The following is a 16,828-nucleotide window of genomic DNA, read 5'->3' on the forward strand; positions in this document are numbered from 1 at the left end:
TTTCATTTAGAAATGAATGACAGTACGAATTGATTTACCTTCATGCATTAAATCAAAAGCAGTATTAATATCTTGTAAAGGCATGGTATGTGTTACAAAAGGCTCAAGTTGAATCTCACCTTTCATAGCATCTTCGACCATTTTAGGAAGTTGTGTACGACCTTTTACTCCACCAAACGCAGTACCTAACCATTTACGGCCCGTCACTAGCTGGAATGGGCGTGTCGAAATTTCTTGGCCTGCACCAGCAACACCAATAATAACGGATTGTCCCCAACCACGATGTGCACACTCTAGAGCCGAGCGCATAACATTAACGTTACCAATACATTCAAATGAATGATCTACGCCCCAGCCTGTCATTTCTACAATCACTTGCTGAATAGGTTGGTCATAATCTTTTGGATTTAAGAAATCGGTAGCGCCAAACTGCTTAGCAAGTTCAAATTTATCTGGGTTGGTGTCTACAACAATGATGCGCCCTGCTTTTGCTTGACGTGCGCCTTGTACAACAGCTAAACCAATACCGCCTAGACCAAATACAGCAACAGAATCACCTTCTTGTACTTTTGCTGTGTTATGCACGGCGCCAATACCAGTTGTCACACCACATCCAAGTAAACAAACTTGTTCGTGATTCGCTTCAGGATTGATTTTAGCCAAAGAGACTTCTGCAACTACCGTATATTCACTAAAGGTTGAGCAGCCCATGTAGTGGTAAATTGGTTCGCCGTTATATGAAAAACGTGTGGTGCCATCTGGCATTACACCTTTACCTTGAGTAGCACGTACCGCAACACACAAGTTGGTTTTTCCAGATTTACAGAATAAGCATTCTTTACATTCAGCCGTGTAAAGTGGAATCACGTGATCACCTGGTTGAACGCTTGTTACGCCATCACCTACTTCAACCACAACACCTGCGCCTTCATGACCTAAGATAGCAGGAAAAACACCTTCTGGGTCATCGCCAGATAATGTAAAAGCATCGGTATGACATACCCCTGTATGGGTAATTTTTATTAAAACTTCACCCGCTTGAGGTGGTGCAACATCAACTTCAACAATTTCTAAAGGTTTTCCTGGGGCAAAGGCGACAGCTGCACGAGATTTCATCTTTGGGTTTCCTTTAAATCATTCGGTATTTATAGTCGAGCAAAATAGATTATATATTGATAATACAAGAGCTTAATTTTGCTTAAATTAAAATTGGCTTTCATGACAATCTATCACAGCATAGCCAGTCAAATACATCTAAGCAAGCCTACATTCAAAAAAGAAGAAAACCTCTTACTTGAAGAGGTTTCTTATCAAATCATTATCTTATAAGCAGCTTATTTTTACTTAGAGGTAAATATCTGGTGGATATGGTGTGTTATCACTAATTGGAGAATAAAGCGTATTTTCAACAAAGAAGCCATTTGGAGCTTGAGTGGTATCAATCGTAATTGAATCAAACATAACTTGTGGATATGCCCAGATAAATTGCTTCATTAACCCTAAAGAAACATTGTTTTTCATGTCACCAAAAATTCGTTGCCAAATGGGTGTTCGATATGGCTTGGTTTTATCAAAACCATAGATATAAGCAATAGAGGCATCGGGAACAAAACCAGATAAATAAATGACTTTATTTGCAGGATAGCCTAACCCTTGTATAGGTATTTGGGAAACTGCCTGATGTGCCAAGTCTAAGCGAGCTTCTAATAGCCAGTCATAAGCTTCGGTCATCATGTAATCAAAATTAGGATATGAGTAGTGCTGGCTTGGATAGTTAATATAAGTAGCTAATGTCTGAATTGGGGACTGAATGGAAGGAAAGAAAATAAGAGGACTAACTTTGGCAGTAGAGTATTTTGCTTTGATCACGGTACGAATATTTTGACAGGTTTGACCTAATTTATTTCTAAGCCATGTTTTAAACTCATCATATGGCGTTCCTGTTTTATTCATTGCCTCATAAATTGTACCCAAATCTGGTGCATATAATCCTGTATCTGCATTAAAAGCCAATTTTGTTGGGTAGTCATACACACAAGGTAGATTGGTGTCAGTGTTATACCACCACCAAGGTTCACCAATCTGCATATTTACATCGCATCCACCCACTACCATTGTATCTGCGAACTCAATAAAGGCTTTATGTAGATATGCCAAAGCATTCTGATGACTTAAACTAAAAAAATAGCTCGGTGGTTGGTAGCCTGTTTTACCCAAATTACTGTTCCAGTCACGCTGTGCCCAATATTCATTGGCCCCCAAGGAATACATTTCAAAGCTTACCCCAAAAATGGGTTGCAAACTGGCGTTATGCAAAGCCTGAGCATATTTCTCGTGCCATTTACGGGTACATGAATTAACCACCGCCTCGCCTGTCACCAACGTATCTGGTATTTGCCATTTATTAATATCACTTTTCCATGTCATTTCTGGATAATGCGACATCCCACAATAGTGGTTAACGAAACCTTGGTATCCCAAAGCGACCATATTGTTGACTAGGCGCTGCGGGTTTAAGTCATAGTGGTCATCATAGCTGGTGCAGATGCCATAATTGTGCTGTGGCACAACTACGCGGCTCAAATTTAACTTTGCATTTGTTCCAGTTACAACGGAGTTAGTGAGGCGAATGTAGCCATCTTTTGGTTGACTTAAAGGTATAGCGGTTTGACCATTATAGTCACTGGTAAAGCCAGAAAATGAAATTCGCTGAATATTGGTTACCGGAAAGCTATCTGTAGCAGAGAAGCCTGCTTTTACTGTATCCCAATTAATACGAATATGCGCCGTTCGCGATGAAGGATTATTTGCGTAATTAAATAGGACAATATATGCAATTTTATTTACGCCATTTTCATTATAGTACACCGTTAAAGTGGGCGTTAAACTTGGATTGTTCAGCACTGGCATCGTGGCAGATAACTCAATATCGAAGTCCCAAACCACCCCTGCATAGCTATATTTGGTTTGATACGCTAAAAATTTATGATCTTTAGTGTCATAAGAATCCCAAGTAATTCCTACCAAATCATTTGTCATACGTGATCTAAAAGATGCTTCAAAACCATTTCCATAGTTTGTAATGGCAAAAGACATCGTTTGCGGGCCGTCTATTCTCCAATAAATAGGGCTAAACCGATCAATAAGTGTATTCTGAGTGACTGGGCGAGGTGATGTATTAGTATTATTTTGTACATTTTGTGAGTTAGTTATCATGTCTACATTCTCTTAATGTATTAAGAGGTTTTATATTAAATAATAATTCCTATTTTATTGTTCAGATAAGTAACAATGACGTTTAAATTATTTACAGTTTATATTTTTCATAAAGTTCAAAATAAAATTAAACATGAAATCTTAATATTATCCTAAAATATTTTTACACTGAGGAGTTAATAAATGGCAACTTTTATACAGCCTATAAATTTTAAAGGTTTGTTTTTATTTACTCCTCTTGTATTTGCATTATCAGGTTGTACTGAAACTTTATATTCCAACACAACGTCACCCGCAAAGACCTTTTCGGAAAGTAACGCTTATCCAGAGATCGACACAGCATTAGGAGAAAAGATACAGCCTAACGAAGAGTTGCTCGCTCAAAACATAGCTCAAGTCATTGAAAAGTCAATTCGGGAACAGTATACGGCTGGAAATGCTTTACGTGATGCACATCCTAAGGCGCATGGTTGTGTTCGTGCCGATTTTCATGTCTCAAAAAATATACCTGTCCAGTTTGCTAAAGGAATGTTTATTCCAGATCGAAGTTATCAAGCATGGATTCGTTTTTCTAATGCTTCAAATGACGCCTCTAATGCCGACATTAAAAAAGATGCACGTGGCATCGCAATAAAAATTTTAGGTGTGTCTGGACAGAAAATTTTAGAAAGTGAAAAGCAAGCAACCACTCAAGATTTTATTATGATTAATCATCCAGTCTTTTTTGCGAATGATGCTAAACGATATCTTTCTTTTATGAATGACGTGAATAGCCATAATATGGTCAGAAAACTTCACATTCCATTTGCGTTAGGTTTTAAGGGAACAATGAATGCTCTTGGAGCACGTAATTCACAAATTGCAAATCCATTATACGCACGTTATTGGTCTATGGTTCCCTATCAGTTAGGGCTTGGCAATGATCGACAAGCAGTTAAATATTCAGTACGTGCTTGTTCAATGCAGCCAAACAATCTACCTAAGAATCCTAGTCATGATTTTTTAAGAGAAGCTTTAAAGAAAACTTTGCAAAGTACAGATGCTTGTATGGAATTTCTTATTCAACCACGAACTTCAAATCAAATGTTGGTAGAAGACTCAATGACAGAATGGGATGAAAAAGCAGCTCCTTTTTATCAAGTAGCAACTATTCATATTCCCAAGCAGAACTTTGATACACCAGAACAAAATAAGTTTTGTGAGAATCTGTCTTTTACACCGTGGCATGCCCTACCTGAGCATAAACCATTAGGCGCAGTAAACCGAATGCGTAAAGTCATTTATGAAAACATCAGCAGAGTTCGACATGATATGAATTCAGCTCTTAGACAAGAACCTTAAATACTTTAGCCATTGTAGTTTGGTGTAAAAATTTTTCTAAAGATGAGAGTTTGCAATTGTTTCTTTTAAGGGAGATTTTGGCTTGTATCGATAGTGATTCGATCAATAAAATCTGCCAACCATAAAATGAAGTCATCTTCGCTTTTATGCTTTGGAATCAAACTCATATCTAGCTTAATAGGGAGTTCATTTTTTACACTAATAACAACACCTTCGAAGTTCACAAAGTTATATAAAAACTTTAGTTCAGTGCCTGCAATAGCTTTTTTTATTTCTAAAATAAGATTATTTAAATTTCTAAAATGATTGTTTGAATAAGAACTTTTAATATTTTTATTAATTTTTCTGCTAATAGTAAGTATTTTGGCATTTCTATCTCCTTATTAATTATTTGTAAATATAAGTATAAGTTGAAAGTTATAAAAATAAGTTTTTAATTTTTATTAAATTGTTTCTGTATTTTTAATTTTAATTGATAAGTTATGTGCAATACAACTGTTTTATAGATTTAAAATGTGATTTGTTTGGGATTTTATTCTGATTAAATTGGTAGGTATTCTTTAATCTTATTTAAGGGTAATTAATTAAGTTTTATATTAAATAGGCTCAATATTTAAAATTTTGAGCCTATTTAATTTTTAATATTCACTTAAGACTAAAAGTAAAAAGTTACATCTTAAGTCAATTTGGGAAAACTCTTGATTTTATGAATTTTCCCACATTTTCTGCATTCTTTAATTTCGTCATGAGTAATATCAAAGTCATATTCCCAGACATGAATACAGAAAACCTGTCTAAGGTTGTGGAGCATAGACACCTCCTTATAAAAAACCAACTCAGTAGTAAGTTCTTTATGAATACACTTCGCTTATTTTGATGAGTTCTCCTCTTTAGCTTTATCCTCCTTGTGTTTACAGCAGTATCCGAAAACAGCACCAGCACTAAAGAAAAACATAGCCTTGAACATACTTATCTCCAAACGATAGTTAAGTAAATTTAAAATTAACATTGAAGGTTGTATCTGTTTTTAGGCCAATGAAACTGATTCTGTGCGTTATGCAAACTTTTGTGAAAAGTTATAACAATATATTTTTTATCAATAAGGTGGATAAAATTAAAAAACCGCCCCAGTAGGCGGTTGCTGAATTTACAGCGAGATATAGAAGTGTAGTGGACGATCACTTCTATATTTTTTATGTACTTATTTTTCTTGGCTTATAATTTTATTAAATGCATCTGATTTGAAATAATTAATGATCATCTCTCCACCATCTTGTGTAGAAGATGATACTTTGGGTGGTTCCTCATAATTAAACTTATAGTCTGGAGGAATAAATTTTGAGATTGGTGGAAGCTTTGCCTCACCTCCTGTTGTAATTCTTTCAATAAAACCTGCAAGCCAGAGTATATATTCATCTTTATTTTTATAGTTAGGCATAAGGCTCATGTCTAACTTAATGGCACACTCCTCTAAGGGCTTAGTTAGGCATTCCTCAAAATCTATAAAATTGTATTTAAGTTTAAATTTGGTGCCTTTAATTTCATTACGAATTACACCAACTAATTGATTTAAGTTTTCTGCCGAGCTTTCTGAAAATAAATTTTTGTCCTCAATCTTTTTATATACATTCTCAGCGATGATTAAATATTGTGGCATCTCTATTTTCTCCCTTTTATTATTAAGCTACTCACTCAGCTCTTTAAGGAAGTATGATAGATATCATGTTTTCTAATGTAATTGTTGTACTGCCAATTGTAATTAGTGTGTTTTTGTGAAACCTGCAAGCATAACCATCCGAAAAAATTAAATTTAATGCAGACTAAGTCTCATTTTTAAAAAATTCTTTAATCAAACAATATGTTTAGTTCATTTAAAGTTGGAAGTTCATCGTAAGATTCATCTGCATCTACTGTGTTTACCCAATTTGACTTTGAAACGATACAAAAATTAAGCTTTTTTAGAACAACAATATCTTTGTCTAATAAACCTAATGGAATCCACATAAAATCAGTAGTGCCTACCAAGTTAGGTACTGGTGAGCCACATTGACTGCAAAATGAAGATGTAAAGCCTGTTTCTTTTTTATAGGTACGGACAAGTTCTAAACCTGATAACCATTCAAATTTATCCTTATTTACTAATGTTGCTGCATTTGCCCCCGTTCCAGTTTGTTTACGGCAGAGACTACAGTGGCAATGATAGACCGTGTTTATTTTCTTAGTAACTGAAAATTTGATTTCATTGCATAGACAAGAACCCACGTGACTCATCTCAAGCATCCTTAAAAAATAATATTGAATATAGCATTAGGCATAAAAGGGTTAAATTTAACTTTATATTTTTAAATAGATATATCTCTATAAAAATAAAGAATTGCTAGCGTTGAGGCTTGGCAGAATGTATTTATAACGTTTAATATGAATTTTGACATATAAATTGAATATAAAAATGCTGTGATGTGCTTATCTTGGATGCGACTTTAAAAGCTTACATGATTAATCAAATTTATCAGCAGTATAGTAGTATGGCATTAAATGCTTGGGGCTTTACACATACACCTTCGTATAACGGTACATACGACCCTGATGAGAATGATATAGTGACGAATAGCTTTAATTGGTTGAATGATGAGCAAGCTACAAAAAAAACAGAACAAGGACTGACTGCTTTTGTGGCATTAGATGATGCCTTTATCAGTATCGCTTCTCGTATGTATCTGATTAGAAATGCAAAAGAAAAAATCGATTTACAATATTATATTTGGACAAATGATTTTGTTGGAAACTTAATGCTGCACGAGTTACTAACGGCGGCAGATCGTGGCGTAAAAATCCGCTTACTTATTGATGATCAAAATGGAGTAAAGCTGGATGGAGTTCTTAGAAGCCTTCTCCACCACCCCAATTTTGAAATTCGATTGTTTAATCCATACAAGTTTAGATATTTAAGAATTTTAGACTATATTTTTCGGTTCAAAAAAGTAAACCATCGCATGCATAATAAGTTAATTATTGCAGATGGCGTGATTGCGGTAACAGGCGGTCGAAATATTAGTAGTGAGTATTTTGATGCAAGTAGTAAATTTCAGTTTACAGATCTAGATATTTTATTTTATGGACATACCGTACAACATGCACAGTCTGTCTTTAATGATTTTTGGCAAAGTGATTTAAGTCAAAATGCTACTGAACTGGTGGGAACATGTGCTGTTCACCATTTGCAAACACTAAGGCAGCACTACCATGATTTAATTCATGAAAGTGAAAATCATACTCAAACTGAAGATAAGCTTTATGATGCTCAAAGCTATTTAAAAGAACTTTTAGAGCACTATCCAATCCAGTGGTCAAAAGCATATTTTGTTGCTGATTCACCAAAAAAGATCTTAGGAGTAGCTTCTAAAGAAGAAATGCTTTATGGGCAAGTCATGGCCATTATGGGTGAACCAAAGCAGCATATTGAATTAGCTTCTGCTTATTTTGTTCCTACTCAACAAGGCACTTACTATTTAAAACAACTCAAGGTGCAAGGTGTTAAAGTTAGGGTTTTAACCAACTCTTTTGCTGCAAATGACGTAGCAATTGTGCATGCCTTTTATAGTCAATATCGAGTCGAGATGCTTAAAAGTGGTGTAGAACTATTTGAGTTTAAGCCATTTTTAGAACGCAGACGCAGAACATGGTATGAAGTGGTGACTGGAAGTGTGATCCCTGCAAAAGGTAAAAATAAATCGAGCTTACATGCCAAATTTTTTGATGTAGACGGTAAAGTATTTATTGGTTCTTTTAACTTTGATCCGCGTTCGACTTACTTAAATACTGAGGTCGGTCTGGTTATTGAGTCGAGTCAATTACAAGCGCAAATTTCAGTCATGCTCGATCAGCACTTACCTCAAGTTGCTTACCAGCTTAAGTTAAATAGTGAAGAAAAGATCATTTGGTTAGATCATCAGTCAGATGGAAAGATTGTTGAATATGAAAAAGACCCAGATACGAGCCTTTTCCAACGTACCATGATTAAAGCTGTTTCATATCTACCAGTTGAATGGATGATGTAACAGCATTTCAAGTTTATTTATAAAATGCCGATCTCTTTAAAGAATTTTTGATAAGCCTCTGCTTTCTTCTCTAGCGCTAATGGATATGCTCTAGAAGAAGATGGTAGACGATATAAATTAATATTTCGACCTGCAAAGTAAGTCGAGGTAGATATTCCTATAAGCGGTTTTTCGGTGTGCTCTGGTAAAACTGAAATTAAAGTATCAGTCGCTTTATCGCCTGTGGTCATAATGGTTTGACATAAAGGAATCTGCTGAAGCAAAACCGCAAGATCTGTTGGTGTTACTATTTCAAGAAATTTATCTGCGGCATTCCCCTTTAACCGCTTAATTTGATAAGCAGTATCAAAGATTGCAATACCAGTTTCAATCAAGAAGTTTCGAATACGTTCTTCATTAAAATTTTTTTGGCTTTCACTTAAAAAGTGTGTTTTATCTTGGAAAAAGATCAAACCGAAAATACGCCACATATCATTTTGGAAATTGGGATAGTAAAAATCCATCTTCCATTTATTACGTGGCGGTGGAAAACTGCCTAACATTAATAAACGGGCATTCTCAGGTAAAAATGGCTCAAGTGGATGGGTTTCTATCTCAATTATCATAAAAAATCAGTATTTACTTAAAAATTTTATAAACAAATTAACCTATTTTTTAGTTAATCACGAGTCATGAAATGCAATTTCTCTTGCTTAAAGCGTTAAAGGTTGTACAAAAGCGATCATTATTGAGGAATGCTTATTCTAAAAATACTATGTGAATGTTGATTTAAATAATCGACTTGACCTTTATGGGCAATCACAAGGGCTTGTACAACCGAAAGACCTAACCCAGTGCCGCCTAACTCTTTATTTCTTGATTGTTCTAACCTGAAAAAAGGGTTAAATAAATCTTTCCGATGCTCAGCTGAAATGCCAGGTCCTTCATCTTCTATTTCAAGAATCCAGCTAGTTTGTTCTTGTCTCGTTGAAACAATTAACTTTCCCTGATTTGCATAACGTGTAGCGTTATCCAGTAAAGCAATTAAAATCTGTTCAATTCGCCGTTGATCACACTCAACTTTTGGCGCTTCAATATCGAAAATGACTTTAAGCTGAGCTTTTTCTAATTTTTCTTCAAACATGTGTAAGACTTTATGAGCAGTTTCATTAAAACAAATCGTTTCGAGGTTAAGTCTAAGCTGTTGGTTTTCAAAAAGACTCAATGTACGTAAATCTTCGACTAGGTTTGAAAGACCTTCTACTTGATTCAGTAAGTTTTTAAATAAAATAGGATCAGCTTCAAAAACACCATCAATAATTCCCTGCAACCTACCTTGCAAAATGGTGACTGGCGTTCTTAACTCATGTGCAATTGCGGCATTCCAGACATGAGCATTTTCAACTGAGGTCTCTAGTTTTTGAGCCATATCATTAAAATTATCCATAAGCTCACCAATTTCAGAAGAATGATGCGTCGGTTTTTCAACTCGTGCACTTAAATCCCCATGACTAATTTTCTTGGCTGCATCTGCTAATAGATTAATAGGCACAATAAAGCGTTGAGCAAGCTTGATGCCTAAAATAATTGATAATGCTGTGCCAAACAAAAGCACGGCGAATAACCATATACCATCTAGATAGTGGAAAAACTCATCACTTTCTTTCAGCTTTTCGAGAGATATAAGCCCTACTTCAATTGCAACATAGTAGGTGCCATAACCTAAAATTAGCGAACTCAGCGTAACACTTAGGCTGGTAAAGCTCAGTGCAATAATCAGTTGTTTACTAATGCCCGTTTTATTTTTCATGTGGATGATCCAACCTGTAGCCTACACCGCGAACATTGATGAGCATATTTCGTAAACCAAGATCTTCTATTTTCTTTCGTAGCTTACTGACGTGACTATCGACCGTACGTTCTAATGCATCTCGATCTGGTAGACACTGATTCATGAGTTCTGAACGGGTAAAGACTTTATGAGGATGAGGCAACATCAGTAATAAAATTTTGTACTCAGTTAGAGTTAAATTGAGTGCTTGTTTTTGATCGCCCGAATGGATGTAAGCAGTATGAATTTCGGTATTCACCTCAATATTTTTATAAATCAGATTTCGGTTAGGAGTTTGCTGGTTTTGTTGAGTACGTCTTAGTACTGCTTGTACACGTGCAACCACTTCATTTGGGTTAAAGGGTTTTACGACAAAGTCGTCTGCTCCAATTCTTAAAGCCATGACTTTATCGATTTCTTGATCTAAAGCCGTAAGCATAATGACTGGTGTCGCTGCTTTTTGCCGAATTTTATTCAGTACTTCCCACCCGCTCAGTTCCGGCATTTTTATATCGAGAATCACCAGATCAATAGGTTGCGCTGCGTGTATTTCAATTGCCTGCTTACCATTCATGGCCCGTACAACACGCATACCTTCACGCTTAAGATAATGTTCAATAATATCGCCAATATCATATTCATCTTCTACAACAAGAATAAGCTTATCCTGACAATTAAACGTAAAGGTTGACTCGAACATAGCAATAAAACGCGGGAAAAATTTGATTTATCATACGCGTATTTTTTGATATATCTCCACACTTTTTCCACATATTCGTGATTTTGGTTACACACACATCAAAAATAATGCCAGCATCTAGAAGTCCATTAGGTGTTATAAAAGTGCAAAAGCATTTTTTAGTTCCATTCGTTTTATCTTTCGTTTTTGTGTTAAACGGCTGTGGCAATGAACAAGTAAGTGATCAAACACAAGTATCTACGGCTAAGGTTACCGTTATTTCAATTCAACCGCAGTCTATTAACTTTAGTGAAAATCTACCGGCGCGCGTTCAAGCTTTCAGAACTGCCGAAATTCGTCCTCAAGTTGGCGGTATTATCGAAAAAGTTTTATTCGCTCAAGGTAGTGAAGTTAAAGCTGGACAACCTCTATACAAAATAAACTCAGAAACATTTGAGGCTGATGTAAATAGTAATCGAGCGGGTTTAAATAAAGCTGAAGCAGAAGTAAACCGCTTAAAAATACAACTTGAGCGTTATCAGCAACTTTTACCAAGTAATGCGATTAGCAAGCAAGAAGTAAGTAATGTCGAAGCGCAATATCGACAAGCGATTGCAGATGTTGCTCAAATGAAAGCATTATTAGCTCGACAAAATCTTAATTTACAGTATGCGACAGTGCGAGCACCGATTTCCGGACGTATTGGTAAATCATTCGTAACAGAAGGCGCTTTGGTTAGTCAGGCTGATAGCAATACTATGGCGACCATTCAACAAATTGACCGCGTTTATGTCGATGTAAAGCAGTCTATTGGAGAATATGAGCGCCTACAGGCGGCTCTACAAAGTGGTGAGTTGTCTGCCAACAATCAAAAAGCTGTACAGATTTTGAATAGTTTGGGACAGCCCTATAATGTTACAGCAAAAATGCTGTTTGAAGATATTAATGTGGACCCTGAAACTGGGGATGTCACCATTCGTATTGAAGTGACCAATCCTGAAAGAAAATTACTGCCGGGTATGTATGTCCGCGTTAATATTGAGCGTGCTTCGGTTCCTCAGGCCTTACTCGTGCCAGAACAAGCTATTCAGCGCAATATGAATGGCGATCCTCAAGTTTATGTAGTGAATGCCAAAGGTGGCGCAGATGTTCGCTCAGTAGAGTTAGGGCAACAATATGAGCAGTTTTATCTCATCAATAAAGGGCTGAAAGCAGGCGAAAAAGTTGTCGTTGAAGGTATAGAGCGTATCCAGCCCAACCAAAAACTAGCAATTTCAGCATGGAAAGCGGCCTCAACAGAAAATACGGTGAAGCAAGGAGATGCTAAATGATGTCTCAATTCTTTATTCGCCGTCCTGTTTTTGCATGGGTAATTGCAATTTTTATTATTCTATTTGGTGTGCTGAGTATTCCAAAGTTACCCATTGCACGCTTTCCGAGTGTTGCACCACCCGAAGTAAACATTACAGCAAGTTATCCTGGTGCTACTCCCAAAACGATTAATGATAGTGTGATTACCCTCATTGAACGGGAAATGTCAGGAGTAAAAAACTTACTCTACTATAGTGCTACAACGGATTCATCAGGAACCGCTGAAATTACCGCGACATTTAAACCCGGTACCGATGTGGATATGGCGCAAGTCGACGTACAAAACAAAATTAAAGCGGTTGAAGCACGCTTACCCCAAGTCGTCCGCCAACAAGGCTTAGCTGTAGAGGCGTCTTCCTCAGGCTTTTTAATGCTTGTCGGTTTAAACTCACCTAACCATCGTTATTCAGAAGTCGATTTGAGTGATTATCTGGTTCGTAATGTGGTCGAAGAGCTTAAACGTGTTGAAGGTGTCGGAAAAATTCAGTCTTTTGGTGCCGAAAAAGCGATGCGAATTTGGGTAGACCCCAATAAATTAGTTTCTTATGGTCTATCGATTAGCGATGTAAATAATGCAATTCGTAACAATAATATCGATATTGCACCAGGTAGACTTGGTGACCGTCCTCTAGTTAATGGTCAATTAGTTACTATACCTTTATCCGCTCAAGGACAGCTTGAAAATGTAGAGCAGTTCAAAAATATTAGTCTAAAGAGCAATATTAGTGGTGCCACTATTAAGTTGTCGGATGTAGCTGATGTAGAAATGGGTGCTCAGTCATATAATTTTGCGATTTTAGAAAATGGTAAACCTGCAACAGCCGCGGCCATTCAGTTGAGCCCTGGTGCCAATGCAGTAAAAACAGCAGATGCGGTAAAACAGAAACTCGAAGAACTAAAAGTAAATTTACCTGAAGGCATGCAATTTAGCGTTCCTTACGATACTGCACCTTTTGTTAAAATTTCGATAGAAAAGGTAGTTCATACATTAATTGAAGCCATGGTTTTGGTCTTTATTGTGATGTATCTTTTTCTTCATAATGTTCGCTATACCTTAATTCCTGCCATTGTCGCTCCAATTGCCCTGCTTGGCACATTTACCATCATGCTTTTAACTGGTTACTCAATTAATGTATTAACCATGTTCGGCATGGTGCTTGCGATCGGGATTATCGTCGATGACGCGATTGTAGTCGTTGAGAATGTAGAACGAATTATGGCAACCGAAGGTCTATCTCCTAAAGAAGCGACTTCCAAAGCCATGACAGAGATTACCAGCCCGATTATTGGTATTACCTTGGTGTTGGCAGCCGTATTTTTACCCATGGCTTTAGCAAGTGGTTCGGTCGGTATTATTTACCGCCAATTTACCATTACGATGTCAGTCTCAATTTTATTCTCGGCATTTTTAGCTTTAACGCTTACCCCTGCACTTTGTGCAACCTTATTAAAACCTCTTGATGCAAATCATCAAAAGAAAGGTTTTTATGCATGGTTTGATCGTAGCTTTGATAAAGTCACAAAAAAATATGAAGCGATTTTACTTAAAGTCGTTAAACATACTATTCCGACTTTAATTATTTTTGTGGTGATTACAGGTTTAACTTTTGCAGGTATGAAATATTGGCCAACTGCTTTTATGCCCGAGGAAGATCAAGGCTGGTTTTTAACTTCGTTCCAACTACCTTCAGATGCGACTGCTGAACGTACAACAAAAATTGTGAAAGATTTTGAAAACCATTTAAATGAGCAGTCGGATGTTAAAAGCAATATTTCAATTATGGGTTGGGGTTTTAGTGGCGCGGGTCAAAACGTTGCACTCGCTTTTACAACCTTAAAAGATTTTGGTGAGCGTGATAAATCTACTACTGACTATACCAACTTCATAAATGCAGAAATGGCAAACAGTAAAGAAGGTACAACTATGTCTGTACTTCCCCCTGCCATTGATGAATTGGGTACATCTTCAGGCTTTAGTTTACGTTTACAAGACAAAGCAAATTTAGGAATGCCTGCTTTAATTTTGGCCCAAGAAAAGCTCATGGAAATGGCGGCCCAAAACAAAAAGTTTTACATGGTTTACCCAGAAGGTTTACCTCAAGGTGACAATATTAGCTTGAAGATCGACCGCGAAAAACTAAACACTCTAGGAGTAAGCTTTGCTTCTGTTTCAGATATTATTTCGACCTCAATGGGATCGATGTATATCAATGATTTTCCAAATCAAGGCAGAATGCAGCAAGTTATTGTTCAAGCCAATGCAAAATCACGAATGCATTTGAAAGATATCTTGAGTTTGAAGGTTGCAGGCGCAAACGGACAACTGGTGTCTTTATCCGAAGTCGTGATTCCTCAGTGGAATAAGTTGCCGCAGCAATATAACCGCTACAATGGCCGACCATCATTAAGTATCGCTGGCGTGCCTAACATAGGGGTATCTTCAGGTGATGCGATGCGAGAAATGGAAAAGTTAATTGCTAAACTTCCTCAAGGTATTGGTTATGAGTGGACAGGCATTTCACTACAAGAAAAGCAATCTGAATCTCAAATGGTATTTCTTATTGCTTTATCAATGTTAGTCGTGTTTTTAGTCCTAGCTGCACTTTATGAAAGTTGGTCAATTCCATTATCTGTCATGCTTGTTGTTCCCTTAGGAATCTTTGGTGCAGTATTAGCTATTATGTTAAGAGGAATGCCAAACGATATTTTCTTCAAAATTGGTCTCATCACTATTATTGGTTTATCTGCCAAAAATGCGATCTTAATTGTTGAGTTTGCAAAGATGCTCAAAGAAGAAGGCATGACTTTAATTGAAGCAGCCGTTGCAGCAGCAAAGTTACGCCTACGCCCAATTTTGATGACTTCCCTTGCCTTTACCTGTGGTGTTATTCCATTGGTCATTGCAACTGGAGCAAGTTCGGAAACTCAGCATGCATTAGGTACAGGAGTATTTGGAGGCATGATATCTGCCACCATCTTGGCCATCTTTTTTGTTCCCGTGTTCTTTATTTTTGTGTTGAGAGCCGCAGAGAAACTATTTTCCAAAAAGAAAATTAATTCTTAGTTAAATACATTGAGGCGAAACGTATCTATGTTTCGCCTCAATGACTTAGAAATATGAAAAATGTACTTACAGAAAAACGATTAAGAATTAAGGACCTTAAAGACTTTACCTGTTCTAGGATGAGCAAAGCTATTATCTGGATCTAAATTGATGACTTTATCCGAAATCACAATTTTAGAAAGTGGTAACCAGCTCTGTTCCAGTTCAACGTCTACAAAGTTTTTTTCATTGATATTTTCATAAATTTGTTCGACAACGATTTCCATACCACACATACTTTTAGCATTCACTTCTTTTAAGATATGGCGTTTTGACATACTAGTCTCCATTTTTTTATTATCCGCATCGATAATAATAAAGATTGCACTGATACAATATGTAAATTTTAATAATGAAAGTGTTTTCTTTGTTCTAATCATATTTTTGTAATAATTAAATGAATAGTTGAGTGATTATTTAATTTAAATATTATTTTTAAGTTAATCTATTCAATGTAGATATTACTTATTAAAAAATTTATTTTTAATCAAAATTAAAGGGTTCATTAACTGAACCCTTTTTATTTAATTCTAAACTTGTACTGCGTTATCCAGCGAACCATCATCTTTATTTTTAGCAGTGTCTTTACTAATCAATGAGTCTGTATCACTATCTGTGGTAAAGCTTTTGCTATTTTTTTGCTTTTTCTTGTACATACACATCCCAATCGCGATACCTGTTCCCAATACTATAATTGACTTTAACATTTTGCACCTCTTCGATTAACGGAGTAACTTTTGAGAAATTAGCTTAAATTAATAGCATAAAATTTGTTATTTAACGGCTTTGATTTGCTCCGCTTTTGTAAGGTGTTTATTTTTTATGTTAATTGAAGAGAAAAATAATCCCGAAAAATAAATTTTGATACAAAGCAAAAAGCCTATTCTAAAAAAGAATAGGCTTTTCACTGTATTTCAGGATTAAGCAGTATTATGAATCGCTTTAGGCAATCTTATTATCTTTAAAAATACATTACAAATGTATTTAATGCTGAACTTTTAGTCAAGATGGGATTGAGGGTTTTTACCAATAATTAGCGATTATTGTGATGACTGTCACGTTTATATAATTAGGATAAGAAAAAACCCATTTCTACTTCTCATAAAGAAATGGGTGATGTGAAAACCACAAAAGACCTGAAATACCAAATGTTCTTACATTCAGTAAGGTTGAGTGTAGTGAATATACCGAATGGTTGACAATTAAACTATTTGTATTTTTTTTAGTCATTTCGGCCAATAAAAAAATAG

Annotated in this window: 13 protein-coding genes and 1 pseudogene; 4 read left to right on the forward strand and 10 right to left on the reverse strand. The window is 36.0% G+C overall.

The window, feature by feature from the left end:
• Window positions 1-6: 6 nt before the first annotated feature.
• Complete coding sequence (locus tag H7R46_RS08715) at window positions 7-1,116, reverse strand: S-(hydroxymethyl)glutathione dehydrogenase/class III alcohol dehydrogenase (protein WP_005069210.1); 1,110 nt, start codon at window positions 1,114-1,116, stop codon at window positions 7-9.
• A gap of 228 nt (window positions 1,117-1,344) precedes the next feature.
• Window positions 1,345-3,216 (reverse strand): hypothetical protein, encoded by a 1,872-nt coding sequence (locus H7R46_RS08720; protein ID WP_005069212.1) that lies wholly within the window; start codon window positions 3,214-3,216, stop codon window positions 1,345-1,347.
• Window positions 3,217-3,399: 183 nt separating this feature from the next.
• Between H7R46_RS08720 and H7R46_RS08725 the strand changes: the two genes are divergently transcribed.
• Entirely contained in the window at window positions 3,400-4,557 is a 1,158-nt protein-coding gene (locus H7R46_RS08725) for a catalase family protein (RefSeq protein WP_032013167.1), read from the forward strand.
• A gap of 65 nt (window positions 4,558-4,622) precedes the next feature.
• On the opposite strand, the pseudogene H7R46_RS08730 reads toward H7R46_RS08725, so the two are convergent.
• From H7R46_RS08730 to H7R46_RS08740, 3 genes and pseudogenes are all read right to left on the reverse strand, one after another.
• Window positions 4,623-4,927 (reverse strand): annotated as a pseudogene (locus tag H7R46_RS08730) (hypothetical protein).
• Window positions 4,928-5,758: 831 nt separating this feature from the next.
• Window positions 5,759-6,214 carry a hypothetical protein gene (locus H7R46_RS08735; RefSeq protein WP_005069217.1) on the reverse strand — a complete coding sequence of 152 codons (456 nt, stop codon included), beginning with the start codon at window positions 6,212-6,214 and terminating at the stop codon, window positions 5,759-5,761.
• 188 nt (window positions 6,215-6,402) lie between these two features.
• Window positions 6,403-6,837, reverse strand: a complete 435-nt coding sequence (locus H7R46_RS08740) for a GFA family protein (RefSeq protein WP_080631095.1) — start codon at window positions 6,835-6,837, stop codon at window positions 6,403-6,405.
• 188 nt (window positions 6,838-7,025) lie between these two features.
• On the opposite strand from H7R46_RS08740, the gene H7R46_RS08745 reads away from it, so the two are divergent.
• Window positions 7,026-8,615: a phospholipase D family protein gene (locus H7R46_RS08745; RefSeq protein ID WP_080631096.1), complete on the forward strand. Its 1,590-nt coding sequence runs from the start codon at window positions 7,026-7,028 to the stop codon at window positions 8,613-8,615.
• Window positions 8,616-8,632: 17 nt separating this feature from the next.
• On the opposite strand, the gene H7R46_RS08750 is transcribed toward H7R46_RS08745, so the two are convergent.
• The 3 genes from H7R46_RS08750 to adeR all read right to left on the reverse strand — a co-directional run bounded on the left by H7R46_RS08750 (window position 8,633) and on the right by adeR (window position 11,125).
• Window positions 8,633-9,220 carry a hypothetical protein gene (locus H7R46_RS08750; RefSeq protein ID WP_005069224.1) on the reverse strand — a complete coding sequence of 196 codons (588 nt, stop codon included), beginning with the start codon at window positions 9,218-9,220 and terminating at the stop codon, window positions 8,633-8,635.
• A 119-nt stretch (window positions 9,221-9,339) separates the two neighbouring features.
• Window positions 9,340-10,404: a two-component sensor histidine kinase AdeS gene (gene adeS / locus H7R46_RS08755; protein ID WP_005069225.1), complete on the reverse strand. Its 1,065-nt coding sequence runs from the start codon at window positions 10,402-10,404 to the stop codon at window positions 9,340-9,342.
• Complete coding sequence (gene adeR / locus H7R46_RS08760; RefSeq protein ID WP_005069228.1) at window positions 10,394-11,125, reverse strand: efflux system response regulator transcription factor AdeR; 732 nt, start codon at window positions 11,123-11,125, stop codon at window positions 10,394-10,396. Before adeR ends, adeS begins: the two co-directional genes overlap by 11 nt.
• A 143-nt stretch (window positions 11,126-11,268) precedes the next feature.
• On the opposite strand from adeR, the gene H7R46_RS08765 reads away from it, so the two are divergent.
• The gene (locus tag H7R46_RS08765) at window positions 11,269-12,435 is read left to right on the forward strand and encodes an efflux RND transporter periplasmic adaptor subunit (RefSeq protein ID WP_025469814.1); all 1,167 of its coding nucleotides are present in this window, start codon (window positions 11,269-11,271) and stop codon (window positions 12,433-12,435) included.
• The gene (locus tag H7R46_RS08770; RefSeq protein ID WP_005069235.1) at window positions 12,432-15,539 is read left to right on the forward strand and encodes an efflux RND transporter permease subunit; all 3,108 of its coding nucleotides are present in this window, start codon (window positions 12,432-12,434) and stop codon (window positions 15,537-15,539) included. The genes H7R46_RS08765 and H7R46_RS08770 overlap by 4 nt, the downstream gene beginning before the upstream one ends.
• A gap of 80 nt (window positions 15,540-15,619) precedes the next feature.
• Here H7R46_RS08770 and H7R46_RS08775 read toward each other — a convergent pair whose 3' ends face one another.
• Both H7R46_RS08775 and H7R46_RS08780 read right to left on the reverse strand, forming a co-directional pair.
• Entirely contained in the window at window positions 15,620-15,856 is a 237-nt protein-coding gene (locus H7R46_RS08775; RefSeq protein ID WP_017481147.1) for a hypothetical protein, read from the reverse strand.
• 252 nt (window positions 15,857-16,108) lie between these two features.
• Window positions 16,109-16,285 carry a hypothetical protein gene (locus tag H7R46_RS08780; protein WP_002113575.1) on the reverse strand — a complete coding sequence of 59 codons (177 nt, stop codon included), beginning with the start codon at window positions 16,283-16,285 and terminating at the stop codon, window positions 16,109-16,111.
• Window positions 16,286-16,828: the final 543 nt, after the last annotated feature.

Source organism: Acinetobacter sp. BEC1-S18-ESBL-01 (assembly GCF_014169935.1).
GTDB classification, from domain to species: Bacteria; Pseudomonadota; Gammaproteobacteria; order Pseudomonadales; family Moraxellaceae; genus Acinetobacter; species Acinetobacter pittii.